This is a genomic window from Serratia ureilytica (assembly GCF_013375155.1).
Lineage (GTDB): Bacteria > Pseudomonadota > Gammaproteobacteria > Enterobacterales > Enterobacteriaceae > Serratia > Serratia ureilytica.
On sequence record NZ_JABXOF010000005.1, the window covers coordinates 12085 to 35575 of the forward strand.

23 protein-coding genes are annotated in these 23491 nt (G+C 61.3%); 9 read left to right on the forward strand and 14 right to left on the reverse strand.

What is annotated here, in order from left to right:
• Nucleotides 1-437 precede the first annotated feature (437 nt).
• Entirely contained in the window at nucleotides 438-1340 is a 903-nt protein-coding gene (locus HWW83_RS10595) for a LysR family transcriptional regulator (RefSeq protein ID WP_033652550.1), read from the forward strand.
• On the opposite strand, the gene eutC is transcribed toward HWW83_RS10595, so the two are convergent.
• Both eutC and HWW83_RS10605 read right to left on the reverse strand, forming a co-directional pair.
• Nucleotides 1319-2110, reverse strand: coding sequence for an ethanolamine ammonia-lyase subunit EutC (gene eutC / locus HWW83_RS10600; RefSeq protein WP_047025269.1), 792 nt, complete (start codon nucleotides 2108-2110; stop codon nucleotides 1319-1321). The two genes, HWW83_RS10595 and eutC, sit on opposite strands and share 22 nt — an antisense overlap.
• Entirely contained in the window at nucleotides 2107-3492 is a 1386-nt protein-coding gene (locus HWW83_RS10605; RefSeq protein ID WP_060660400.1) for an ethanolamine ammonia-lyase subunit EutB, read from the reverse strand. The genes eutC and HWW83_RS10605 overlap by 4 nt, the downstream gene beginning before the upstream one ends.
• A 160-nt stretch (nucleotides 3493-3652) precedes the next feature.
• Here HWW83_RS10605 and HWW83_RS10610 point away from each other — a divergent pair, with 160 nt between their 5' ends.
• Together HWW83_RS10610 and HWW83_RS10615 are read left to right on the forward strand one after the other, a co-directional pair.
• Nucleotides 3653-4201, forward strand: a complete 549-nt coding sequence (locus HWW83_RS10610; RefSeq protein WP_069100647.1) for a nucleotidyltransferase family protein — start codon at nucleotides 3653-3655, stop codon at nucleotides 4199-4201.
• A 52-nt stretch (nucleotides 4202-4253) separates the two neighbouring features.
• Nucleotides 4254-4721, forward strand: a complete 468-nt coding sequence (locus tag HWW83_RS10615; protein ID WP_021505617.1) for a FlxA-like family protein — start codon at nucleotides 4254-4256, stop codon at nucleotides 4719-4721.
• A gap of 1 nt (nucleotide 4722) precedes the next feature.
• Here HWW83_RS10615 and HWW83_RS10620 read toward each other — a convergent pair whose 3' ends face one another.
• Complete coding sequence (locus HWW83_RS10620) at nucleotides 4723-5643, reverse strand: LysR family transcriptional regulator (protein ID WP_069100648.1); 921 nt, start codon at nucleotides 5641-5643, stop codon at nucleotides 4723-4725.
• A 97-nt stretch (nucleotides 5644-5740) separates the two neighbouring features.
• Here HWW83_RS10620 and HWW83_RS10625 point away from each other — a divergent pair, with 97 nt between their 5' ends.
• Complete coding sequence (locus tag HWW83_RS10625) at nucleotides 5741-6733, forward strand: bile acid:sodium symporter family protein (RefSeq protein WP_060660397.1); 993 nt, start codon at nucleotides 5741-5743, stop codon at nucleotides 6731-6733.
• A gap of 29 nt (nucleotides 6734-6762) precedes the next feature.
• Here HWW83_RS10625 and HWW83_RS10630 read toward each other — a convergent pair whose 3' ends face one another.
• From HWW83_RS10630 to zipA, 3 genes are all read right to left on the reverse strand, one after another.
• Entirely contained in the window at nucleotides 6763-6978 is a 216-nt protein-coding gene (locus HWW83_RS10630; protein ID WP_047574156.1) for a DUF3820 family protein, read from the reverse strand.
• On the reverse strand, nucleotides 6978-8999 hold the full coding sequence (gene ligA / locus HWW83_RS10635; protein WP_033643959.1) for an NAD-dependent DNA ligase LigA: 2022 nt from the start codon (nucleotides 8997-8999) through the stop codon (nucleotides 6978-6980). Before ligA ends, HWW83_RS10630 begins: the two co-directional genes overlap by 1 nt.
• A 79-nt stretch (nucleotides 9000-9078) precedes the next feature.
• Nucleotides 9079-10104, reverse strand: a complete 1026-nt coding sequence (gene zipA / locus HWW83_RS10640; protein WP_176589280.1) for a cell division protein ZipA — start codon at nucleotides 10102-10104, stop codon at nucleotides 9079-9081.
• A 221-nt stretch (nucleotides 10105-10325) separates the two neighbouring features.
• Here zipA and cysZ point away from each other — a divergent pair, with 221 nt between their 5' ends.
• The 5 genes from cysZ (at nucleotide 10326) to crr (ending at nucleotide 15228) form a co-directional block, all read left to right on the forward strand.
• Nucleotides 10326-11084, forward strand: a complete 759-nt coding sequence (gene cysZ, locus HWW83_RS10645) for a sulfate transporter CysZ (protein ID WP_033643961.1) — start codon at nucleotides 10326-10328, stop codon at nucleotides 11082-11084.
• 185 nt (nucleotides 11085-11269) lie between these two features.
• The gene (gene cysK, locus HWW83_RS10650; RefSeq protein ID WP_016926786.1) at nucleotides 11270-12238 is read left to right on the forward strand and encodes a cysteine synthase A; all 969 of its coding nucleotides are present in this window, start codon (nucleotides 11270-11272) and stop codon (nucleotides 12236-12238) included.
• A 399-nt stretch (nucleotides 12239-12637) separates the two neighbouring features.
• Nucleotides 12638-12895, forward strand: coding sequence for a phosphocarrier protein Hpr (gene ptsH / locus HWW83_RS10655; RefSeq protein ID WP_004936458.1), 258 nt, complete (start codon nucleotides 12638-12640; stop codon nucleotides 12893-12895).
• A 46-nt stretch (nucleotides 12896-12941) separates the two neighbouring features.
• Entirely contained in the window at nucleotides 12942-14669 is a 1728-nt protein-coding gene (gene ptsI / locus HWW83_RS10660) for a phosphoenolpyruvate-protein phosphotransferase PtsI (RefSeq protein ID WP_004936461.1), read from the forward strand.
• A 49-nt stretch (nucleotides 14670-14718) separates the two neighbouring features.
• Complete coding sequence (gene crr / locus HWW83_RS10665; protein WP_004936467.1) at nucleotides 14719-15228, forward strand: PTS glucose transporter subunit IIA; 510 nt, start codon at nucleotides 14719-14721, stop codon at nucleotides 15226-15228.
• A 76-nt stretch (nucleotides 15229-15304) separates the two neighbouring features.
• On the opposite strand, the gene HWW83_RS10670 is transcribed toward crr, so the two are convergent.
• The 8 genes from HWW83_RS10670 to HWW83_RS10705 all read right to left on the reverse strand — a co-directional run bounded on the left by HWW83_RS10670 (nucleotide 15305) and on the right by HWW83_RS10705 (nucleotide 23443).
• Nucleotides 15305-16630, reverse strand: a complete 1326-nt coding sequence (locus HWW83_RS10670) for an ATP-binding protein (RefSeq protein ID WP_042785155.1) — start codon at nucleotides 16628-16630, stop codon at nucleotides 15305-15307.
• Between the two features lie 6 nt (nucleotides 16631-16636).
• Nucleotides 16637-17317 (reverse strand): response regulator transcription factor, encoded by a 681-nt coding sequence (locus HWW83_RS10675; RefSeq protein WP_089195041.1) that lies wholly within the window; start codon nucleotides 17315-17317, stop codon nucleotides 16637-16639.
• Nucleotides 17318-17567: 250 nt separating this feature from the next.
• Nucleotides 17568-18449, reverse strand: a complete 882-nt coding sequence (cysM, locus tag HWW83_RS10680) for a cysteine synthase CysM (RefSeq protein ID WP_176589281.1) — start codon at nucleotides 18447-18449, stop codon at nucleotides 17568-17570.
• 78 nt (nucleotides 18450-18527) lie between these two features.
• Nucleotides 18528-19616 carry a sulfate/thiosulfate ABC transporter ATP-binding protein CysA gene (gene cysA, locus HWW83_RS10685; protein ID WP_069100651.1) on the reverse strand — a complete coding sequence of 363 codons (1089 nt, stop codon included), beginning with the start codon at nucleotides 19614-19616 and terminating at the stop codon, nucleotides 18528-18530.
• A complete protein-coding gene (gene cysW, locus HWW83_RS10690; RefSeq protein WP_079450335.1) occupies nucleotides 19606-20481 on the reverse strand; it encodes a sulfate/thiosulfate ABC transporter permease CysW in 876 nt (291 codons plus the stop codon). The genes cysA and cysW overlap by 11 nt, the downstream gene beginning before the upstream one ends.
• Nucleotides 20481-21320, reverse strand: coding sequence for a sulfate/thiosulfate ABC transporter permease CysT (cysT, locus tag HWW83_RS10695; RefSeq protein ID WP_033652561.1), 840 nt, complete (start codon nucleotides 21318-21320; stop codon nucleotides 20481-20483). The genes cysW and cysT overlap by 1 nt, the downstream gene beginning before the upstream one ends.
• Complete coding sequence (locus HWW83_RS10700; protein WP_046687591.1) at nucleotides 21321-22343, reverse strand: sulfate ABC transporter substrate-binding protein; 1023 nt, start codon at nucleotides 22341-22343, stop codon at nucleotides 21321-21323.
• 200 nt (nucleotides 22344-22543) lie between these two features.
• Nucleotides 22544-23443 (reverse strand): Dyp-type peroxidase, encoded by a 900-nt coding sequence (locus tag HWW83_RS10705; protein ID WP_004936493.1) that lies wholly within the window; start codon nucleotides 23441-23443, stop codon nucleotides 22544-22546.
• Nucleotides 23444-23491: the final 48 nt, after the last annotated feature.

Below are 23491 nucleotides of genomic sequence, written 5' to 3' on the forward strand. Positions count from 1 at the left end.
ACCAGCGCGGAACTGCGGTTCCACGCGTTCAAAAGACCCGCCGACGGCGAGCCAAGATGCCCCTCAGGCGCGTTCATCAGTTGGAACGATTCAGCCTGAGGCGACAAAAAAACCGGCACGGCTGGCCGGCCGATATCCAGAAACAACAGGAAGATAAGTGAAAGTAAAGACTCACTAATCATTGAGGTTGAGTCGGATATCAAATTGAACGGTTAATCTGGTGTTGGAGCGACAATCAACGCCACAGGCGGCTGACGCAGCCTGGGAAAAACATCTGCTATTTGGTGCTAAACGCCGCTAGGTTTATGCGTTTTCTCTCTATGCGGCCGGGATGCGGCGGCGCTGAAGCCCGTCGTCAACCCGCAATCAGAGTAGCCGCAGCATCGCCAACAGAGAAGCGGGTATTCATAAGAAACGCTTTTGCATATAATGCAAAAATGAATGACGCCCGCTATGTAGAACATCTGCCAATCTTTCTCGACGTGGCCCGCCTGGGCAGCTTTTCCGCCGCCGCACGCCAGCTGGGTATGGTGCCTTCTTCGCTGGTGCGCCATATCGATGCGCTGGAAAGCGCGCTCGGCGCGACGCTGTTCGTACGCTCCACCCGCGGCCTGTTGCTGACCGACGCCGGCGAGCTGCTGCTGGCACGCGCCGCCGCGCTGATGACGGACATTACCGGCATTCGCGCCGAGCTGAACGCGCTGAACGAAACGCCGCAGGGCACGCTGCGCATCAGCTGCCTGCCGACCTTCGGCAAAACCTATGTGCTGCCGCTGCTGCCGACGCTGGCGGAACGCTACCCTCAGCTGTGGGTCGATCTCGATCTGACCGAACGCCAGACCGATCCGACCCAGGAACGGCTGGACGCCGCCATCCGCATCGGCGAGCAGAAGGACAGCGCGCTGTACGCCAGCCGCATCGCCACCCAACGCTGGGTGATGTGCGCCAGCCCCGGCTACGTCGCCCGCTATGGCCTGCCGAGCGATCTGGAGGCGCTGCCGCAGCACCGGCTGATCGCCCGCTACCACAAACAACAGCCGGCCTGCTGGGCGCAGATCCTCGACGCGGCGTTGATGAACCGCTGCACCATGGCGCTGCGTTGCGATGACTTCACCGCGCAGCGTCAGGCGGCGCTGCTCGGCCTCGGCATCGCCTTTCTGCCCAACTGGGTGGTGGGGCCGGACGTGCAGCATGGGCGGCTGGTGCAGATGCTGGAAGATCCGCGCCATGAACAGCAAGGCATCTATCTGCTGCGGCCGGTGGCGAAAGTGTCCGCCCGCCTGGCGGCCTTCACCGCCCTGCTGCAGCAAACCATCGGTCAACCGCCCAACTGGGCGTAAAGCGGGGTGACGCGGCCGCGCAGCGCCGGGTTGTCGCTCTCGTCTTTCAGTTCGACGCCGGTCAGCCCTCGCCGGCACGCCTGTTCCAGCAACCAGGCCAATTTGAACGCCGCCTGCGGATAATCCAGCCCCTCCGGCCGCACATTGGAGATGCAGTTGCGCTCTGAGTCCCTTCTGCGCGCGTTCGGCTCCCAGGTCAGATAAATCCCCAGGCTGTCCGGCGACGACAGCCCCGGCCGTTCGCCGATCAGCACCGCCACCGCCCGGGCCTGCAGGCACTCGCCGATCTCATCCCCCAGCGCCACTCGCGCCTGATGCGCCAACACCACCGGCGCGATCGCCAGCCCCAACGTATCGAGATAGGGCCGCAGCGCCTGCAGCAGCGGCAATGCCTGGCGGTGCACCGCCTTGGAGGAGAGGCCATCCGCCACCACCAGCAGCAGATCGGTCCGGCGCGGCGGCACGCCGAGCAGCAGGCGGCGGCTGTCCAGCGCCAATCGCCGCCCCAGATCCGGACGGCGCAGATAGGCGGCGCGGTCAACGGCCTGGCTGTGCACCGCCAGCGTGGGCCAACCGGCATCGTGCAGATCCGCCGCCAGCCGTTCGCTCTCGAATGGCTGATGCACCGCGTCGCGCGCCTGGGCATGGGCCAGGCCGAAGCGCAGCAGCTCGTCGGTCGGCAGACTGGCGCCGGTGCGCCCCAGCGCGATGCGCGCATCGGTAAAGGCGCGCAGCGCGTCCCAACTGTTGACGTGAACCGGTTTGCTCATGTCCGTTCTCCCTGCAGCGCCAGCAACAGCGGGTGATTGGCGGCGGCGTCGCGCAGCCGTCCGCGTTCATCGGTGATGTTCATCGCCGCCAGCCAGGCGGCGAACTCCGGCGCGTGCTTCAGCCCCAGCAGTTCACGGATATAGAGCGCGTCGTGGAACGAGGTGCTTTGGTAATTGAGCATGATGTCGTCCGCGCCCGGCACGCCGATCAGGAACGTCAGCCCGGCGGCGGCCAACAGCGTCAGCAGCGTGTCCATATCATCCTGATCGGCCTCGGCATGGTTGGTGTAACAAACATCGCAGCCCAGCGGCAGGCCGAGCAGCTTGCCGCAGAAGTGATCCTCCAGCCCGGCGCGGATAATTTGTTTGCCGTCATACAGGTATTCAGGGCCGATAAACCCCACCACGGTGTTGATCAGCAGCGGTGAGAAATGCCGCGCCACCGCATAGGCGCGCGCCTCGCAGGTCTGCTGATCGACGCCGTGATGCGCGTTAGCCGACAGGCAACTGCCCTGCCCGGTTTCGAAGTACATCACGTTATCGCCCAACGTGCCGCGCTTGAGGCTCAGCGCCGCCTGCTGCGCTTCCGCCAGCAGCGCCAGACTGATGCCGAAACCGCGATTGGCCGCTTCGGTACCGGCGATCGACTGAAACACCAGATCCACCGGCGCGCCGCGCTCCATCAGCCGCAGCGTGTTGGTCACGTGGGTCAGCACGCAGGATTGGGTGGGTATGGCGAAGCGCTGGATCACGTCGTCCAGCATGTAGTTGAGTTTTTCCAGCAGCGGCAGGCTGTCGCTGGCCGGATTGATGCCGACCACCGCGTCGCCGCTGCCGTACAGCAAACCGTCCAGCATGCTGGCGGCGATGCCTTGCAGGCTGTCGGTCGGGTGATTGGGCTGCAGCCGCACGCTGAGGTGGCCCGGCAGGCCAATCGTATTGCGAAAGCGCGTCACCACCCGGCATTTCTTCGCCACCAGGATCAGATCCTGATTGCGCATGATCTTGCTTACCGCCGCCGCCATCTCCGGCATAATGCCGGCGGCCACCTGCGCCAGCATGGCACTGTCCGCCTGCTCGCTCAGCAACCAGTCGCGAAAATCGCCGATCGTGAGGTGCGAGATGGGCTCAAAGGCGGCGGCGTCGTGGCTATCGATGATCAGGCGCGTCACCTCGTCCTGCTCGTACGGCACCAGCGGCTGCTGCAGGAAAGTCTTGAGCGGCACATCCGCCAGCGCGATGCGCGCCGCCATGCGCTCTTCGGCGCTTTCCGCCGCCACCTCCGCCAGATAATCGCCGGAACGCGCCGGCGAAGCTTTCGCCATCAGCTGGCGCAGGCCGCCGAAGCGATAGCCGCGTTGGCCCAACGTTGCCTGATACATAGCCCCCCTCCCTTGCCCTGAGTGACGAGATAAAAGCCCTGCACCAAGTGTAGTCAGTGAAGCAAGAAAATTAATTTGCCTGCTATCGCCGCCATCGCGCATCCCCCCATTTCACCCGCCGCCGCTTCGGGTTACAGTAGCCGCGAAAACAGGAGGGGTGATGGATCCGCAACGGCAAATTATCGACTGGCTGCAACAAGATAGCGCGCGCATGGCCGCCCTGCGCACCGTGCGCCGGCTCGGCCTGAATGACTGGTGCCTCGGCGCCGGCTTTGTGCGCAACCTGGTGTGGGATCGGCGCCACGGCTATGCGGAGCCCACGCCGCTCAACGATATCGACGTGATCCACTTCGATGCGGAGCGGGCGGACGCCGAACGCGATCGCATGCTGGAGGCGCGGCTGCAGCAGTGGCTGCCGCAGCCGTGGTCGGTCAAGAACCAGGCGCGCATGCACCTGCGCAACGGCCGCGCGCCCTACCGCAACAGCGAAGAGGCCATCAGCTTCTGGACCGAAGTGGAAACGGCGATCGGCGCGCGCCTGAACGCCGACGACAGCATCACGCTGGTCGCCCCTTTCGGGCTCGCGGCGCTGTTCAACGACACCATTACCTTCAACGTGAAAAATGGCGATCGCACGGCCTATGCCCAGCGCGTGGTCGACAAAGGCTGGCTGCTGCGCTGGCCGCGTCTGCAGCAGGTAAAGATTTAGCCGCCGCTGCCGATACCCTGAACAGCGAGATCCAGACTCAGGGAGAGCAACCATGTCGACCACCATCACCATGATCGTACCGATCAAGAATACCGTCCCCGGCGTCAGCAACGTCTTCAGCGCGCCGGGCCATCAGGGCGAATTACTGATGGCCAAACCGGTCAACAACCAGCCGCAAGGCGGCAAGATGGAGAAAAACGAACGCGCCAACGGCAATGACGAACCGGTTAACCTCAATGAAAGCCGCGCTTCGGCGCGTATCAAGGCGCTGAACCGGCAGATTCAGGCGCTGCAGCAAAAGCTGGTGGAACTGAAGGATTCCGACGCCGATCCCAAAGAGATCGAAAAGCAGAAACAGCTGATCGAAGCGCAGATCAAGATGTTGCAGGCCGAGATCGCGCGCATCCAGAAAGAAGAAATGGAAAAGCAGCAGCAGGAGCAAATGGAAAAAGCCGCGGCGAAATCCGGCGACGGCGTAAACCGCCCAACGCCGCTCAACGCAGTGGACGTCTATATCTGACTCAATATTCCGCGTTTTCCTGCCGGCGCTGTTGCAGCAGCGCCGCCTGCTGACGCGCCACCAGCCAGATGGCCTCCGCCGCCGGCGTCAGCGAGCGGTTCTTGCGTCGCACCAACATCAGCGCACGGTTAATTTCCGGTACCAGCCGCCGTACCCGAAGCCGCCCCCCTTCCGGCAACGGCAGCGCCAACGCTGGGAAAATGCTGATGCCGATCCCCGCCGCCACCATCGGGAACAGCGTCGCCGGATGGCCGATTTCCTGCACCACCTGCGCCTCGACGCCCTGCTGCCTCAGCGCGCTGTCGATCAGCGGCCGGCTGCCCGACGCATAATCCTGCAACACCAGGCGGCAGCCGTTTAACGCCGACCAACGCACCTCTTGCTGCTCAGCAAACGGGTGATCGTCGCGGCACAGCAGCAGAAACGGTTCGTGCAACACCGCTTCGCACTCCAGATCCACCGCCTGCACCGGATCGACCACGATGCCGAAATCCACCTCGGCGTTACGCACGCTGTGCAGCACCTGCTGCTGCGCCTGATCGCGCAGCATGATGCGGATCTCCGGGTATTCGCGTTCGCCGGCGGCGATGCACTGCGGCATCAGATGGGCGGAAATGGTCTGGCTCGTCGCCACCCGCACCGTGCCGCTGCGCTGTACGCCAAAGCTGCGCGCATCCAGCAACGCGGCCTGCAGTTCGTCCAGCAGCCGCTCGACCCGGTTGGCCAACCGCAGACCGGCGTCGGTCAACACCACTTCACGCGTGGTGCGATCCAGCAGCCGCACGCCGACCTCCGTTTCCAGCTCTTTCACGCTGTGGCTGACCGCCGATTGCGTCAGGCCGATCGCCTCGCCGGCGCGGCTGAAGCTGCCGTGGCGGGCGACAACGACGAACACCCGCAGCTGTTTGAGTGAGTAATTCATGTATTTTATTCATAGATGAATTAAATAAATCAATTTAATTATTATATGCCCACGCGGGAGAATAGCCCTATCGATTTTCGACCCTGAGCGCATCGCCATGAGATTCCTGCCCGATCGTTTTACCCTGACGCTGATCGCCACCGTGCTGCTGGCGTCGTTCCTGCCGGCGCGCGGCGAGTTCGTCGGCTGGCTCAACGCCCTGACCATCGCCGCCATCGCCCTGCTGTTCTTCATGCACGGCGCCAAGCTGTCACGCGAGGCCATCCTGGCCGGCAGCAATAACTGGCGGCTGCATCTGTGGGTAATGTTCAGCACCTTCATCATTTTTCCGGCGCTGGGGATGCTGTTCGCCTGGTGGGCGCCGATCGACGTCAGCCCCGAGCTGTACGCCGGTTTCATTTACCTGTGCATCCTGCCCGCCACCGTGCAGTCGGCCATCGCCTTCACCTCGCTGGCGGGCGGCAACGTGGCGGCAGCGGTGTGCAGCGCCTCTGCATCCAGCCTGCTGGGGATCTTCGTGTCGCCGCTGTTGGTCGGCCTGCTGATGAACGTGCACGGCGATACCGGCGGCCTGCGGCAGGTCGGTTCGATCGTGCTGCAGCTGCTGGTGCCGTTCGTCGCCGGTCACCTGCTGCGGCCGCTGATCGGCGGCTGGATCGAACACCATCGGCCGCTTATCGGTAAAACCGATCAGACTTCAATTCTGCTGGTGGTGTACGCCGCCTTCAGCGAGGCGGTGACGCACGGCATCTGGCATCAGGTAGGGATGGGCTCACTGGCGTTTATCGTCGGCGGCAGCATCGTGCTGCTGGCGATCGTGCTGGTGGTGAACACTTACATGGCGCGCTGGCTGGGGTTCAGCAAAGCGGACGAGATCACCATCGTATTCTGCGGTTCGAAGAAGAGCCTGGCGAACGGCATTCCGATGGCCAATATCCTGTTCCCGGCGGCGACGGTGGGGATCATGGTGCTGCCGCTGATGGTGTTCCATCAGGTGCAGCTGATGACCTGTGCGGTATTGGCGAAAAGGTATCAGCGCAAGCAGCAGGCGCAACAGGCGGTGCCCAACGCGCAGGCGTCGCGCGGGTAAAAAAAAAAGACGGGCCAAGGCCCGTCAGTTCAGCTTTTCTTCAGCGGCTTGACCAGGTGGTCAAGCCCTTCGATTTTAATCGCCAGCGTCATCTCCATCAGTATGCCGAGCTTGCCTTTGGGGAATTCACCCTTGCGGGCGAACCACAGCAGGTACTCTTCGGGCAGATCGATCAGCACCCGCCCCTGGTACTTGCCGAACGGCATCACGGTATTGGCGATCTCCAGCAGGTTTTCTTTTTCCATCACTCACCCAGCAAGCGGATCATCTCCGCTTCGTCGATCACGGCGATACCCAGCTCCTGAGCCTTCGCCAGCTTGGAGCCGGCCGCCTCGCCGGCGATCACCAGATCGGTTTTCTTCGACACGCTGCCGCTGACCTTGGCGCCCAGCGCCGTCAGGCGATCTTTGGCCTCGTCGCGCGACAGCTGGCTCAGCGAGCCGGTCAGCACCACGGTTTTGCCGGCGAACGGGCTGTCTATCTCTTCCGCCGCCACCACCACCGGCGCCGGCCAGTGGATGCCGATCTCGGCGCCCACCAACTCGTTGATCACCTGCTGATTGAGCGCTTCATCGAGGAAGTTGCGGGTGTGTTTGGCCACCACTTCGCCGACGTCCGGCACCTCTTTCAGCGCCTCGATGTCGGCGGCGAACAGCTTCTCGAGCGATCCGAAATGCGCCGCGAGGTTGGCGGCGGTCGCTTCGCCGACCTCGCGAATGCCGAGCGCATACAGGAAGCGAGCGAAGGTGGTCTGCTTGGATTTCTCCAGCGCATTAACCAGATTCTGCGCCGATTTCGGCCCCATGCGATCCAGGCCGGTCAGAATGCCGGCGGACAGCCGGAACAGATCGGCCGGGTTCTTCACGTACTCCTTGTCCACCAGCTGCTCGATGATCTTGTCACCCATGCCTTCAACGTCCAGCGCGCGGCGGGAAACGAAATGCTTCAACGCCTCTTTGCGCTGCGCGCCGCAGATAAGACCGCCGGTGCAACGCGCCACGGCCTCGCCTTCCACGCGCTCAACGTCGGAACCGCACACCGGGCAGTGCAGCGGGAACACCACTTCGCGCGCATCCTGCGGCCGACGGTCTTCCAGCACGCCCACCACCTGCGGGATCACGTCGCCGGCGCGGCGCACGATCACCGTATCGCCGATGCGCAGCCCCAACCGCTCAATTTCATCGGCGTTGTGCAAGGTGGCGTTGCTGACGGTCACCCCGGCCACCAGCACCGGCTCAAGGCGCGCCACCGGCGTAATCGCGCCGGTGCGGCCAACCTGAAACTCCACTTCGCGCACCACGGTGATCTGCTCCTGCGCCGGGAATTTGAACGCCGTCGCCCAGCGCGGCGCACGCGCCACGAAGCCCAGCGTTTCCTGCAGATCGATGTCGTCAATCTTGATCACCACGCCGTCGATATCGAAACCGAGCTGTGCGCGGTCCCGCTCGACCTGGCGATAGAACGCCAGCACTTCCTCGCTGCCGGTGCGGCGCTGGGCGCGATCGCTGACCGGCAGGCCCCAGGCCTTGAACTGCATCAGGCGTTCAAAGTGGCTGCGCGGCAGCTCGCCGCCTTCCAGCAGCCCGACGCCATAGCAGAAGAAGGTCAGCGGGCGTTTGGCGGTAATGCGCGGATCGAGCTGGCGCAGCGAACCGGCGGCGGCGTTGCGCGGATTGGCGAACACCTTGCCGTCTTTGCGCCGCGCCTCTTCGTTCATCTGTTCAAACCCGGCCTGCGGCATGAACACTTCGCCGCGCACTTCCAGCCGGCGCGGGATGTTGTCGCCGGTCAGGCGCAGCGGGATGGCGCGAATGGTGCGCACGTTGGAGGTGATGTTCTCGCCGGTGGTGCCGTCGCCGCGCGTCGCCGCACGCACCAGCTCGCCGTCTTCGTACAGCAGGCTGACCGCCAGGCCGTCCAGCTTCAACTCGCAGCAGAAGGTCAGCGGATCGCTGCTCTTGAGCCTGTCCTGCACGCGCTTGTAAAACGCCAGGAAGCTCTCTTCGTCGAACACGTTGTCCAGCGACAGCATCGGCACTTCGTGACGCACCTGATCAAACGCCGCCAGCGGCGCCGCGCCCACGCGCTGGGTCGGCGAATCGGCGGTGATCAGCTCCGGATGCGCGCTCTCGAGCTCGCGCAGCTCGCGCATCAGGCGGTCATATTCCGCATCCGGCACTTCGGGCGCATCCAGCACATGATACTGGTATTCATGATGGCGCAATGTGGCTCGTAGTTGATTGATTTGTTGGATTATCGATTCCATGGCTCACCATCAAAGATAAAAAACCCCCGGCTAGCGGGGGCTTTGTTGTTACGGATGTTCAGTGCGCGCGGCAACCCGGTCAGGCGTTGTTTTCCAACACTTCACGGATACGCGCTTTGTAGGTTTCCAGCTTCTGCGGCGTCATCATGCGGCGCTCGTCGTCCAGCACCACACCGCCCACGTCGTCGGCGATGCGCTGCGCCGACTGCAGCATCAGCTTGAAGTTCTGATTGGCGTCGCCGTAAGACGGCACCATCATGAACATCGACACGCCTGGCGTGGAGAAATCGGACATCATGTCAGGATCGAACGACCCCGGCTTGACCATGTTCGCCAGGCTGAACAGCACCGGGCCACTGCCGGCCGGGCTGATATGGCGGTGGAAGATGCCCATCTCGCCAAACTGGAAGCCCGCCTGCAACACGCTCTGCAGCAGCACTTCGCCGCCGATCACGCCGCCCTGATGGGCCGCGACGTGCAGCACCAGCACGGTCTCTTTCAGTTTAGCCTGTACTGGCGCAGCGGCCGGCTGTTGCGGCTGCGGTGCAGGTTCCGACGCAGGCTTCACTTCCGGCGCTTGCTGCACCGGGGCGGGTTCGGCGTGGAATGCCGGTTCCGCCGCCAGCGGCGCCTCATGTTCATGCGGCAGATCGTCAACGCGCGGCTCGCGGCGCACGGCCGGTTGCGGTTGCTGCGGCTCGGCCGGTTCTTCGTCCGGCGCGTAGTTGTTCAGCAGGATGTCATCGTACTCCGGCCGCTGAGACAGCGGAGGCGGCGTCTGATGAGCAGCCGGCTGAACGGCGCGGGGCGCAGGCGCAGCCGCCGGAGCGGGCTTCGGCGCGACCACGGGTTCTTCGCGTGCGGCATCGAAATGGCCGAATGACGGCTCGTCTTGCGGGTGAGCGGCGCGTACGCGCACCTCACCGACGCCTTCTTCGAGATCGTCGATCGGAGTTTGTTCACGTTCCTTTTGGGAACGTTTGGCTGGGCGATCGCGGAAGAGCGCTGACCGTTCTTTGCGACTGGTCCACAGACCGTGCAATAACAGCGCTATTATGGCGATCGCGCCAACAACGATTAATATCAGACGCAAATCCTGCATCATTGCTATCTCTGTTGTTCCAATACATTGCCACCGCGGCAAACATTCACTCTTTAACTCTATTTGCCCGCGCACACAAGTGCAAGTCCGTGCTGAACTTTATGCCAATAAAGATGATTATACTGCCTTTTTCTGCTGGTTTTTCAGCCAACCCTACCCTAGCCAGTGGAAAATCATCCCTATATGATAATGATGCCTGTTCAGACAACGAGATAACTTAAGATATGTCCTATACGCAGCCCCCTTCCCGTTCCACCAGCGGCATTCATTATTTCGCCGAAGGCTGGCGCCTGATTTCGCGCCCGGGGATTAAACGCTATGTGGTCCTGCCGTTGCTGGTCAACGTGCTGCTGATGGGCTCCGCTTTCTGGTGGCTGTTCAGCCGCCTCGGCGACTGGATCCCGGCGATGATGAGCCACGTTCCCGATTGGCTGCAATGGTTGAGCTACCTGCTGTGGCCGCTGGCAGTCATTTCGGTGCTGCTGGTGTTCAGCTATCTGTTCAGCACCCTCACCAACCTGATCGCCGCCCCGTTCTGCGGCCTGCTGGCCGAACAGCTCGAAGGCAGCCTGACCGGCAAACCGCTGCCGGACACCGGCCTACTCGGCATCGCCAAAGACCTGCCGCGCATCATGGCGCGCGAATGGCGCAAGCTGATGTATTACCTGCCGCGCGCGCTGCTGTTGCTGGCGCTGTACTTCGTGCCCGGCATCGGTCAAACGGTGGCGCCGGTGCTGTGGTTCCTGTTCAGCGCCTGGATGCTGGCGATCCAGTATTGCGACTACCCGTTCGACAACCACAAGGTGAGCTTTGCCGACATGCGCCGCGCTTTGCGCCAGCACAAAACCGACAACCTGCAGTTCGGCGCGCTGGTCAGCCTGTTCACCATGATCCCGATCCTCAATCTGGTGATCCTGCCGGTCGCCGTCTGCGGCGCCACCGCGATGTGGGTCGATCGCTACCGCTCGCAATTCGTCCGATAACCGCCGTTTTTTGCCGCCGACAGCGCGGAAATTTTCGACAGGGCGCGCATTTCGCGCCCTTATCATTGTGCTTAAAACTTATTTCCTAATAACATATAGATATACCAATTCTTTACTTCCCTGCCGGTACTGTTAGCGTATGCTTTCGATGTTCCCCACATTTTCATAGAGTTAAAGGACGGGCTATGAGCAAGATATATGAAGACAACTCATTAACAATCGGCCATACGCCGCTGGTTCGTCTGAACCGTATCGGCAACGGACGCATTCTGGCCAAGGTTGAATCACGCAACCCGAGCTTCAGCGTCAAATGCCGCATCGGTGCCAATATGATTTGGGATGCGGAACAACGCGGCGTGCTGACCGCCGGCAAAGAACTGGTGGAGCCGACCAGCGGCAACACCGGCATCGCGCTGGCCTTCGTCGCCGCCGCGCGCGGTTACAAGCTGACGCTGACCATGCCGGAAACCATGAGCATCGAGCGCCGCAAGCTGCTCAAGGCGCTGGGCGCCAATCTGGTGCTGACCGAAGGGGCGAAAGGCATGAAAGGCGCCATCGCCAAAGCGGAGGAGATCGTCGCCACCGATCCAAACCGCTACCTGATCCTGCAACAGTTCAGCAACCCGGCCAACCCGGCCATCCATGAAAAAACCACCGGCCCGGAAATCTGGGAAGACACCGATGGGGAAGTCGACGTGTTCATCTCCGGCGTCGGCACCGGCGGCACATTGACCGGCGTCAGCCGCTACATCAAGAACACCAAAGGCAAGGCCATCACCACCGTGGCGGTCGAGCCGACCGACTCGCCGGTCATCAGCCAGGCGCTGGCCGGTGAAGAGCTGAAACCGGGCCCGCACAAGATCCAGGGCATCGGCGCCGGCTTCATTCCAGGCAACCTCGATCTTGACCTGGTGGATCGCGTCGAAAAAATCTCCAACGACGAAGCCATCAGCATGGCGCGCCGCCTGATGGACGAAGAAGGCATCCTGGCAGGCATCTCCTCCGGCGCAGCGGTCGCAGCGGCGGTGAAACTGGCCGAAGAACCGGCGTTCGCCGACAAGACCATTGTGGTCATCCTGCCCTCTTCCGGCGAACGTTATCTCAGCACCGCGCTGTTCGCCGATCTGTTCACCGAGCAGGAATTGCAGCAGTAATCCCGCCACTGCACAAATCGCTAAAAAAGCACCCTGTGGGGTGCTTTTTTGTGGACTGGATCAAACTTTATAGCAGTCCAAGATTGCTTTTGCCCGTCGCCTTTAGTATTTAACGGTGCATTATTTCGATGCGCAAAATTAATCACTCTCCGAGCCTGGTCGAGGCTGAATCGATTTACTCATCTGTCGCCGACGCGGCGAATCGGGCATAATGGGGAGCGGATTGGAACGACGTCTAAAGCCGAGTTTTTTGATCTGAAGTGCCTAACGCGTCGTTTTCTGTTGCATCAACGTTCGCCCCTGTCCATAGTCAGGCGCTATAACCAGACAAGTTAAAGTCAGGCCCCTGGGCTAAACTTTAACTCCACAACATTAATCCAATAAGTTGGGGAAACATCAATGTTCCAGCAAGAAGTTACTATTACCGCTCCGAATGGTCTGCATACTCGCCCTGCCGCTCAGTTCGTTAAAGAAGCCAAAGGCTTCACGTCTGACATCACCGTGACCTCCAACGGCAAAAGCGCCAGCGCTAAAAGCCTGTTCAAACTGCAAACTCTGGGGCTGACTCAAGGGACCGTAGTGACCATCTCAGCTGAAGGTGAAGACGAGCAGAAAGCCGTTGAGCACTTGGTAAAACTGATGGCAGAGCTTGAGTAATCGGCCCGTCTTTTTAGTTAACACCAGTCAAGAGTAAGGTAGGGTTATGATTTCAGGCATTTTAGTATCACCGGGCATCGCTTTTGGTAAGGCTCTCTTGCTGAAAGAAGACGACATCGTCATCAACCGGAAGAAAATCTCTGCTGATCAAGTAGAGCAGGAAGTCTCGCGTTTTCTGGCCGGCCGCGCGAAAGCGTCCGAACAGCTGGAAGCGATCAAGACCAAAGCTGGCGAAACCTTCGGCGAAGAGAAGGAAGCTATCTTCGAAGGCCACATCATGTTGCTGGAAGACGAAGAGCTTGAGCAGGAAATCATAGCCCTAATCAAAGACGATCTGGCCTCCGCAGACGCCGCCGCCTACACCGTGATCGAAGGTCAGGCGAAAGCGCTGGAAGAGTTGGACGACGAATACCTGAAAGAACGCGCCGCCGACGTGCGCGACATCGGCAAACGCCTGCTGCAGAACATTCTGGGCATGCCTATCGTCGATCTGGGCTCCATTCAGGACGAAGTGATCCTGGTGGCCACCGATCTGACCCCGTCCGAGACCGCGCAGCTGAACCTGGACAAAGTGCTGGGCTTCATTACCGATCTCGGCGGCCGCACCTCCCACACCTCTATCATGGCGCGCTCCCTGGAGCTGCCGGCGATCGTCGGCACCAGCGACGTGACCAAGCAGGTGAAGAACGACGACTATCTGATTCTGGACGCGGTTAACAACCAGATTTACGTTAACCCGACCGCTGATGTGATCGATCAGCTGAAAGCCGCCCAGAACCAATATATCACCGAGAAAAACGATCTGGCCAAGCTGAAGGACCTGCCGGCGATTACGCTGGACGGCCATCAGGTTGAAGTCTGCGCCAACATCGGCACCGTGCGCGACGTCGCGGGTGCAGAGCGCAACGGCGCGGAAGGCGTCGGCCTGTATCGTACCGAATTCCTGTTCATGGACCGCGACTCGCTGCCAACCGAAGACGAGCAGTTCCAGGCTTATAAAGCCGTGGCGGAAGCCATGGGCTCGCAGGCCGTGATCGTCCGCACCATGGACATCGGCGGCGACAAAGACCTGCCGTACATGAACCTGCCGAAGGAAGAGAACCCGTTCCTCGGCTGGCGCGCCATCCGCATCGCGATGGACCGCCGTGAAATCCTGCACGCCCAGCTGCGCGCCATCCTGCGCGCCTCGGCGTTCGGCAAACTGCGCATCATGTTCCCGATGATCATCTCCGTGGAAGAAGTGCGCGATCTGAAAGGCGAAATCGAGACGCTGAAGGCGCAGCTGCGCGAAGAAGGCAAGGCGTTTGACGAGAGCATCGAAGTGGGCGTGATGGTGGAAACACCGGCTGCGGCGGTCATCGCTCACCACCTGGCGAAAGAAGTCGACTTCTTTAGTATTGGGACAAACGATCTAACCCAGTATACTCTGGCGGTAGATCGCGGCAACGAGCTGATTTCTCATCTCTATAACCCGATGTCCCCATCAGTGCTTGGCCTGATTAAACAGGTTATTGATGCATCTCACGCGGAAGGCAAGTGGACCGGCATGTGCGGCGAACTGGCTGGCGATGAGCGTGCTACACTGTTGTTATTGGGCATGGGGCTGGATGAGTTCAGCATGAGTGCGATTTCAATCCCGCGCATCAAGAAAATTATTCGCAACACGAATTTCGAAGATGTGAAGGCGTTGGCAGCGCAAGCCTTGGCACAGCCAACGGCACAAGACCTGATGAATTGCGTCAATAAATTCATCGAAGAAAAAACGCTCTGCTAAACTTCCACGACACTGGAACGCCGCCCAATTTAATGCTTAGGAGAAGATCATGGGTTTGTTCGATAAACTGAAATCTCTGGTTTCTGATGACAAGAAAGACACGGGCACTATCGAGATCGTCGCTCCCCTTTCTGGCGAAATCGTCAATATCGAAGATGTGCCGGACGTAGTGTTCGCTGAAAAAATCGTTGGCGACGGTATCGCCATCAAACCGGCCGGCAACAAAATGGTTGCTCCGGTTGACGGCACCATCGGTAAGATTTTCGAAACCAACCATGCATTCTCTATCGAATCCGACAGCGGCATTGAGCTGTTCGTCCACTTCGGCATCGATACCGTAGAACTGAAAGGCGAAGGCTTCAAACGCATCGCCGAAGAAGGTCAGCGCGTCAAGAAAGGTGACGTCGTTATCGAGTTCAACCTGCCACTGCTGGAAGAGAAAGCCAAGTCTACCCTGACGCCGGTCGTTATCTCCAACATGGACGAGATCAAAGAGCTGATCAAACTGTCCGGCAGCGTAACCGTTGGCGAAACCCCGATCATCCGCATCAAGAAGTAATCGCGAATGAGCAAGATAAACGGCGCCCTCGGCGCCGTTTTTTTTATCCCCTTCGTCGTATCCCAATCTCGCTACGTTATGACGACCAGCGCGGGATACGCAGGGTAATGACCAGCCCCTCTCTGTCGCCGTTGCGCGCCTCAACCTGGCCACCGTGCGCCAATACCACCTTGCGGGTAATCGCCAGCCCCAGGCCGTAGCCCTTGCCCGACTGCGCCGACTTCACGCGCACGAATGGATCGAAGATGCTCGACAGTTTCGACTCCTCCACGCCCGGCCCCTGATCGCTGACGGCGAGCTGGAACTGGTTGTCGATGCGCGACAGCGCTACCGTCACCCGCTGGCCCTGGCTGGAAAAGCGCAGCGCATTGCGCACGATGTTGTCCACCGCGCGCCGCATCAGCTCCGCATTGCCCTTGACGGTATACTCCACGTCCGACTCGGCCTGCAGCACGATCTCCACGCCGGGCACCTGCGCCTCGTAGCGCGCATCGCTCACCACCGCATCCACCAGGCCGTACAGATCGAAGTACTCCTCGTCCGGCAGGCTGCTGTGTTCGGTGCGCGACAGCGCCAGCAGCTCGCCGATCATTTTGTCCAGCCGCCCCGACTCATGTTCGATGCGCTTGAGCGAGGTTTCGACGTTGCCGGCGTTTTGCCGCGCCAGGCCGATCGCCAGCTGCAGGCGCGCCAGCGGTGAACGCAGCTCGTGCGAGACATCGTGCAACAGCTGTTCGCGGGCGCTGACCAGCAGCTCCAAGCGTTCGGCCATGGTGTCGAAATCGCGCGCCACGTCGGACAGCTCGTCATGACGGCGCCGCATTTTCGGGAACAGCCGCACCGACAGATCGCCCTGCGCCACCCGATCCAGGCCGCCGCGCAGCTGACGCATCGGCCGGGTCAGGTTCCAGGCCAATACGGCGCTGAACAGCAAACCGCCCAGCCCGCCGACCCACAACATCGGCGCAGGAATGTTGAAGAAATGGGAACGCCGCTCCGGCCGATACTCTTCCCGCAGCCCGCGCACGTTATAACTCAGCCAGTATCCCTGCCCTTCCCCGGTCTGCACCCAGGCGGAAATCGCTTTCGGCATCCGCCGCCCTTCAAACAGCGGTTCTTCCGGCGCGGGCGGCGGCGGTTGGGTCATCGGCGTTACCGACAGCAGACGCCTGTCGTCCTCGGGCCAATCGCGCATCAGCGCTTCCAGCGCCGGCATGCCGCCGCTGCGCAATTGGGTGGCGGCGGAGGTCAGCTGCAGGCCGATCGCCCGCCGCGCCATGGCGTTCTCCGGCGGCACATAGCGATCGCCATAAAGAGAAAACGCCACCCACAGGGCCTGCGTCATGATGAGAAAGGTCAGCCAAAAGCCGAGCAAAATTTTCCAGAACAGTCTTCCGCGCATGTCAGGTTACCGGATGCGATAGCCGATACTGCGCACCGTTTCGATGCTCAGCGTATTGCCGGCCAACGCGCTCAGCTTCTGGCGGATATTGCTGATATGCACATCCACGCTGCGGTCATAGGCTTCACGCGGGCGCCCCAGCCCCTTCTCGGACAATTCGTCCTTCGACACCACGCGGTCCGGCGCGCGCAGCAACAGCTCCAACAGATTGAATTCCGAAGCGGTCAGATCGAACGCCTTGCCGCGCCATTCGCTGCTGCGGGTTGAAGGGTTTAACGTCAGCTCGCCAACGCTGATGGCGGCCTCGTCGTCCACTTCTTGCGGCCGTTCTTCGAAACGGCGCAGCACCGCGCGCAAACGCGCCACCAATTCGCGCGGATAGCAGGGTTTGGGCATGTAATCGTCGGCGCCCATCTCCAAACCAATCACCCGATCGATGTTGTCACCTTTGGCGGTCAGCATGATGATCGGCAGCCGGCTCTTTTTGCGCACGTCGCGCAGCACGTCGATGCCGCTCATATCCGGCAGCATGATGTCGAGGATCATCGCGGTATAGTCGCCCGACAGCGCGCCCTCTACCCCCGCCTTGCCGGTCAGCACCAGCGTGGCGTCGAAACCTTCGCCCGTCAGGTATTCGCTCAGCATGGTGCCAAGCTCCAGGTCATCGTCGACCAGTAAAATTTTCATGCCTTGCTCCTTCACCGATTTTCGTTATTTTCCCGCCAATTTCGCCGGTCCGCAGCCGGTTTTACTCAATCCTTACACATCGCTCTTGGCGTCTCGTCACCGTTATTGTGGCCGCTGTCGCGCGATTTCTCTACTTCAGTCATGGCATTGTCGCACGGGCAAGCGGCAGCCGCCGCAAGCGGGGCTGCCGTCTGTCGAAAGGAAAGGAGGAAAGGTTTTCCCGACGGAACACACCGCCGGGAGGGCGCGCTCAGCCGAACACGCCGGTAGAAAGGTAGCGATCGCCGCGATCGCAGACGATCGCCACCACCACGCTGCCGGGGTGAGCCGCGGCGACGCGCAAGGCGCCGACCACCGCGCCGCCGGAGCTGACGCCGCAGAAGATGCCTTCACGCTGCGCCAGCTGGCGCATGGTCTGCTCGGCATCGCCCTGTTCGATATCCAGCACCTGATCCACCAGCTCCGGGCGGAAAATACCCGGCAGGTAAGCGGGCGCCCAGCGGCGAATGCCGGGGATACTGCTGCCCTCCGCCGGCTGCAGGCCGATGATCTGCACCTGCGGATTCTGGCTTTTCAGGTAACCGCCCACGCCGGTAATGGTGCCGGTGGTGCCCATGCTGGAAACGAAATGCGTGATGCGCCCTTCGGTTTGGCGCCAAATCTCCGGGCCGGTGGTAGTGAAATGGGCGTAGGGATTGTCCAGGTTGTTGAACTGATCTAACACTTTACCCTGCCCCTGGCGCTGCATCTCCAGCGCCAGATCGCGCGCCCCTTCCATTCCCTGCTCACGGCTGACCAGGATCAGTTCCGCACCGTAGGCACGCATCGCCGCCTGCCGCTCCAGGCTCATGTTCTCCGGCATCAGCAGCTTCAGCGTATAGCCTTTCAATGCAGCGATCATCGCCAACGCAATGCCGGTGTTGCCGCTGGTGGCCTCAATCAGCACATCGCCGGGCTTGATCTCACCGCGCAGCTCCGCCTGCTGAATCATCGCCAACGCGGCGCGATCCTTCACCGATCCCGCCGGGTTATTGCCTTCCAGTTTGACCCATACCTCGCTGCCCGCCTGGGCGGCCAGCCGTTGCAGTTTTACCAGCGGGGTATTCCCGATGCATTGTTCGAGCGTTGTCACGATCTTTGCCTGTGTTGGTGTGCGTAAAGTAAAAAGGCAACCCTGGGGTTGCCTTGAATAAAGGGCTGCTAAAACCTATCAGGCGCTTTTGGCTAACGCAACAGGTTGCAGCAGTTGATCGCCGGCATACAGCCGCGCATTGAGGCTGCCGACGTAATAACGGCCGCCGCGCACCGGCGTGGCGTTGCCTTCCGGCAGCACCACGCTGATCGGTTCCTGGTGCCAGCCGATCGGCTGCACCGTCAGCTGCCAGAAATGGCCACGCGGACTGACTTCCAGCACCTGAACCGGCAGCGGGCAACGTTCGCTGCTTTCGGTCGCCACTTCCATTTCCCACGGGCGCAGGAACAGATCGACGCTGCCCTGGTGCATCGGCTGGAACGACAACGGCCACTGGTGCGCGCCGACGAACAGCTGGGAGCCGCGAATTTCGCCGTTCAGGCGGTTCACTTCCCCCATGAATTCCAGCACAAAGCGGCTCGCCGGTTCGCGCATGATGTCGACCGGCGACCCGACCTGTTCGATATTGCCCTGGCTCATCACCACGATGCGGTCGGCCACTTCCATCGCCTCTTCCTGATCGTGGGTGACGAACACGCTGGTGAATTTCAGCTCTTCATGCAGCTGACGCAGCCAGCGGCGCAGCTCTTTGCGCACCTGCGCATCCAGCGCACCGAACGGTTCATCCAGCAGCAGAATCTGCGGTTCCACCGCCAGGGCGCGCGCCAGCGCCACGCGCTGTTTCTGGCCGCCGGACAGCTGAGACGGATAACGGGTAGCCAGGTGGCCCAGCTGCACCATTTCCAGCAGCTGAGTGACTTTCTGTTTGATCGCCGCGGCATTCGGGCGCTCGCGGCGCGGCAGCACGGTCAGGCCGAAGGCGATGTTGTCGAACACCGTCATGTGGCGGAACAGCGCATAGTGCTGAAACACGAAGCCCACGCGCCTGTCGCGCGCGTGCATGTGGCTGACGTCGGTGCCGTGGAAGCCCAGCTTGCCGCCGCTCTGGCTTTCCAGCCCGGCGATGATCCGCAGCAGCGTGGTCTTGCCGGAACCGGACGGCCCGAGCAGCGCCACCATCTCGCCGGAAGCAATATCGAGCGAGATATCGTTCAATACCTTGGTGCGACCGAAGTACTTGTTGATGCCGTTAATCTCAATGCTCATGATTTTCCTCCCGCTCGAGACGCGCGTTTTGACGTTCCAGACGCCACTGCAGCGCGCTCTTCAAAAATAGGGTAACGATCGCCATCAGGGTCAACAGGGCGGCGGCGGTAAAGGAGCCGACGGTGTTGTAATCCTGCTGCAACAGCTCGACCTGCAGCGGCAGGCTGTAGGTTTCGCCGCGAATCGAACCAGACACCACCGACACCGCGCCGAACTCGCCGATGGCGCGCGCGTTGGTCAGCACCACGCCATACAGCAGCGCCCAGCGAATGTTGGGCAGCGTCACGCGGCGGAACATCTGCCAGCCGGACGCCCCCAGCAGAATCGCGGCCTCGTCTTCCTGGCTGCCCTGGCTGAGCATCATCGGCACCAGCTCGCGCACCACGAAGGGGCAGGTGACGAAAATGGTCACCAGCACCATGCCCGGCCAGGAGAACATGATCTGGATGTTATGCGCATCCAGCCAGCCGCCCAGCAGGCCGTTGCTGCCGTAAAACAGCAGGTAAATCAGCCCCGCCACCACCGGTGAAACGGCGAACGGGATATCGATCAGCGTCAGCAACAGCTGGCGGCCGGGGAAGGTGAAGCGCGTCACCAGCCACGCCAGCAACGTGCCGAACACCAGGTTGAACGGCACGGTGATCAGCGCGATCAAGACCGTCAGCCAAATGGCGTGCAGCATGTCCGGATCGAGCAAGTTGCTCCACATCGCGCCGAACCCTTTGGAAAAGGCCTCGGCGAAAATCGATATCATCGGCACCACCAGCAGCAGCGCCGAGAACAGCGTGCCGATGGCGATCAGCGTCCACTTGCCCCAGTTAACGCGCGGGCGCTCGGCGCCGTTGAAGGCGGAAATATCAGCCATCAGTGCCCTCCTCCCAAACGTCTGCCGAAGCGGCTTTGCAATACGTTAATGCTGAACAGCAGCAGCAGCGACGCCGCCAGGATCACCGAGGCGATGGCGCTGGCCGCCGGGTAATCGAACTCCTGCAAACGCACAAAAATCATCAGCGAGGTCACTTCCGTCTTCCAGGCGATGTTGCCGGCGATGAAAATCACCGCCCCGAACTCGCCCAGACTGCGGGTAAAGGAAATTGCGGTGCCGGCCAGCAGCGCCGGCGCCACTTCAGGCAGCACGACGCGGCGAAAACTCTGCCAGCGCGTGGCGCCCAGCGTCTCGGCCGCCTCTTCGTACTCCGGCCCTAACTCTTCCAGCACCGGCTGCACGGTGCGCACCACAAACGGCAGGCTGGTGAACGCCATCGCCACCGCGATCCCAAGCCAGGTGAAGGTGACCTTGATGTCGAAGTGCGCCAGCCACTGCCCGTACCAGCCCGTGGTGGAAAACAGACCGGCCAGCGTCAGGCCGGCTACCGCCGTCGGCAGCGCGAACGGCAGGTCGATCAGGCCATCCAGCAGCGAACGGCCGGGAAAGCGGTAGCGCGTCAGGATCCAGGCCATCAGCATGCCGAACACCGCATTGAACAGGCTGGCGACAGCGGCCGCCAGCAGCGTCACTTTATACGCCGCCACCACCTGCGGGTTGGAAATCACTTCCCAATATTGCGCCAGGCTCATCTGCGCCAGCTGCATCACCAGCGCACTGAGCGGCAGCAGCAGAATCAAACAGGTATAAAACAAGCTGCTGCCGAGGCTGAGGCCAAATCCGGGCAGCACCCGCTTACTGGACGACAACGCCAACATTTACTTGCGCCCTGCCGCTAACAGCTGATCCAGCTCGCCGCCGGTGGCGAAGTGGGTTTTCATCACCTGCGGCCAGCCGCCGAATTGATCTTCCACGCGGAACAGTTGGGTGTCCGGGAATTGCCCCTTGGCCGCCGCCATCGCTTTCTGGTCATACACGCGGTAGTAGAAACTGGTGATCACCTGCTGCGCCGCCGGGCTGTAGAGATAGTTCAGATAGGCTTTGGCCGCCTGTTCGGTGCCGTTGCGCGCGACGTTTTTGTCGACCCAGGCCACCGGGAACTCCGCCAGAATATCGACCGGCGGCACGATCACTTCGTACTTGTCTTCACCGTATTGCTTGCGGATGTTGTTCACTTCGGACTCGAAGCTGATCAGCACGTCGCCCAAACCGCGCTCGACGAAGGTGGTGGTCGCGCCGCGGCCGCCGGTATCGAACACCAACACGTTTTTCAGGAAACGGGTCATGAAGGCGCGGGTCTTGGCCGCATCGTTGCCGTCGGCCTGGCTGGCGGCGCCCCAGGCGGCCAGATAGGTGTAACGGCCGTTGCCGGAGGTTTTCGGGTTCGGGAACACCAGCTTCACGTCGTCACGCACCAGATCGTTCCAGGTGTGGATACCCTTCGGGTTGTCCTTGCGCACCAGAAACGCCATGGTGGAATAGAACGGCGAGCTGTTGTTCGGCAGACGCGACTGCCAGTCCGCCGGGATCAGCTGCCCGCGATCGTGCAGGATCTGTACGTCGGTGACCTGGTTGTAGGTCACCACGTCGGCGCGCAGGCCCTGCAGGATCGCCAACGCCTGCTTCGACGAGCCGGCGTGCGATTGTTTGATGGTCAGCTTGTCATTCGGATGCTGCTGGTTCCACTGCTGTTCAAAGCCGGGATTCAGCGCGACGAACAATTCACGGGAAACGTCATAAGAGCTGTTCAGCAATTCCGCCGCCGACACGGCGCCGCTCGCCAACAGCGCAGCCGCCAGCCAACCTTTCAGCACGAGATTTTTAACCCGGTTTTGTTTCATTCTGCACCTTATCACTGAGTCATTCCTTCAGGCTTTCGCCTTATTGACGACCAGTGTATTTATAACTCGGTGCGGAGCTGTAACGCTTTTATATACCGTTTAGTGATTTACAAGCATCAAACGCTATAAGGCAGGAAATGCGAGGCGTTTTGGGGCGGGAAAACAGACCGAAGCCGGACGCGCCGGCTTCGGCAACGGCGTCAAAGTGACAGCAAGCGCGTCAGCGATGGCGCAAAGTAGTAGCTGCCGGTGACCGCACGGCTGAAACGCAGCATCGCGTCGCGTTTGCCGTCCAGATCGCCGAACATGCTCAACAGTTGCTGCTCGATATTGTGCAGGCGCGCGCAATAGGCGATGAAGAACAGGCCGTGCTTGCCGCTGGCGGTGCCGTAAGGCAGGCTCTGGCGCAGAATTTTCAGGCCTTTGCCGTTCTCTTTCAGATCGACGCGGCTGACGTGAGAGGTATCCGGGCGCTGATCCGCCGGCAGCTCTTCGCTGTCGTGCTTGGTGCGGCCGATGATCTGCTCCTGTTGCTCGGTGGTAAAGCGCTGCCACTGGCGCAGGTTGTGCTCGTAGCGTTGCACCAGCACGTAGCTGCCGCCAGCGTCCTCTTCACCTTCGGCGATCGTCGCCACTGCCGGGCGTTGGTCGCCCTGCGGGTTTTCGGTGCCGTCGATGAAGCCGCTCAGATCGCGCTCTTCCACCCAACGGAAACCGTGGGTTTCTTCCTCAATCTTGATGACGTTGCCGAACGCCGCCAGCGCGGCCTGCGCCAGCGTGAAGTTGACGTCGTGGCGCAGCGACTGGATGTGGATCAGCATATCGCGCTGGGTGGCCGGCGCCAGCCCTTTGCCGAGCGGCGTGAACGGCTTCAGCTCTTTCGCGCCCTGGCCGCTGGAGAGATCGTGCCAGACGTCGTAACCGAAAGCGATCACCGCGCCGAGGCGCGCATCGGGGAACTGCTGCTGCAGCTCGCTCAGCGTCTGACAAAACTGTTTGCAGCCCTGGCGCAAATCGGCGAATTCGCCCTGTACGCTGGCTTCCATAAAAATGGCGAAACGGCAGTGCTCCAGCAGAATGCCGCTCTGAACCTGTGTCATGTTGTTATCCTCAATACCAGAATCCGGCAACAGGTAAGGTATGGCGGT

What these genes read in the sequence shown, in the direction of transcription:
- HWW83_RS10595 (WP_033652550.1), top strand. Translation starts at nt 438, where the DNA reads ATGAATGACGCCCGCTATGTAGAACATCTGCCAATCTTTCTCGACGTG.
- eutC (WP_047025269.1), bottom strand. Translation starts at nt 2,110, where the DNA reads ATGAGCAAACCGGTTCACGTCAACAGTTGGGACGCGCTGCGCGCCTTT.
- HWW83_RS10605 (WP_060660400.1), bottom strand. Translation starts at nt 3,492, where the DNA reads ATGTATCAGGCAACGTTGGGCCAACGCGGCTATCGCTTCGGCGGCCTG.
- HWW83_RS10610 (WP_069100647.1), top strand. Translation starts at nt 3,653, where the DNA reads ATGGATCCGCAACGGCAAATTATCGACTGGCTGCAACAAGATAGCGCG.
- HWW83_RS10615 (WP_021505617.1), top strand. Translation starts at nt 4,254, where the DNA reads ATGTCGACCACCATCACCATGATCGTACCGATCAAGAATACCGTCCCC.
- HWW83_RS10620 (WP_069100648.1), bottom strand. Translation starts at nt 5,643, where the DNA reads ATGAATTACTCACTCAAACAGCTGCGGGTGTTCGTCGTTGTCGCCCGC.
- HWW83_RS10625 (WP_060660397.1), top strand. Translation starts at nt 5,741, where the DNA reads ATGAGATTCCTGCCCGATCGTTTTACCCTGACGCTGATCGCCACCGTG.
- HWW83_RS10630 (WP_047574156.1), bottom strand. Translation starts at nt 6,978, where the DNA reads ATGGAAAAAGAAAACCTGCTGGAGATCGCCAATACCGTGATGCCGTTC.
- ligA (WP_033643959.1), bottom strand. Translation starts at nt 8,999, where the DNA reads ATGGAATCGATAATCCAACAAATCAATCAACTACGAGCCACATTGCGC.
- zipA (WP_176589280.1), bottom strand. Translation starts at nt 10,104, where the DNA reads ATGATGCAGGATTTGCGTCTGATATTAATCGTTGTTGGCGCGATCGCC.
- cysZ (WP_033643961.1), top strand. Translation starts at nt 10,326, where the DNA reads ATGTCCTATACGCAGCCCCCTTCCCGTTCCACCAGCGGCATTCATTAT.
- cysK (WP_016926786.1), top strand. Translation starts at nt 11,270, where the DNA reads ATGAGCAAGATATATGAAGACAACTCATTAACAATCGGCCATACGCCG.
- ptsH (WP_004936458.1), top strand. Translation starts at nt 12,638, where the DNA reads ATGTTCCAGCAAGAAGTTACTATTACCGCTCCGAATGGTCTGCATACT.
- ptsI (WP_004936461.1), top strand. Translation starts at nt 12,942, where the DNA reads ATGATTTCAGGCATTTTAGTATCACCGGGCATCGCTTTTGGTAAGGCT.
- crr (WP_004936467.1), top strand. Translation starts at nt 14,719, where the DNA reads ATGGGTTTGTTCGATAAACTGAAATCTCTGGTTTCTGATGACAAGAAA.
- HWW83_RS10670 (WP_042785155.1), bottom strand. Translation starts at nt 16,630, where the DNA reads ATGCGCGGAAGACTGTTCTGGAAAATTTTGCTCGGCTTTTGGCTGACC.
- HWW83_RS10675 (WP_089195041.1), bottom strand. Translation starts at nt 17,317, where the DNA reads ATGAAAATTTTACTGGTCGACGATGACCTGGAGCTTGGCACCATGCTG.
- cysA (WP_069100651.1), bottom strand. Translation starts at nt 19,616, where the DNA reads ATGAGCATTGAGATTAACGGCATCAACAAGTACTTCGGTCGCACCAAG.
- cysW (WP_079450335.1), bottom strand. Translation starts at nt 20,481, where the DNA reads ATGGCTGATATTTCCGCCTTCAACGGCGCCGAGCGCCCGCGCGTTAAC.
- cysT (WP_033652561.1), bottom strand. Translation starts at nt 21,320, where the DNA reads ATGTTGGCGTTGTCGTCCAGTAAGCGGGTGCTGCCCGGATTTGGCCTC.
- HWW83_RS10700 (WP_046687591.1), bottom strand. Translation starts at nt 22,343, where the DNA reads ATGAAACAAAACCGGGTTAAAAATCTCGTGCTGAAAGGTTGGCTGGCG.
- HWW83_RS10705 (WP_004936493.1), bottom strand. Translation starts at nt 23,443, where the DNA reads ATGACACAGGTTCAGAGCGGCATTCTGCTGGAGCACTGCCGTTTCGCC.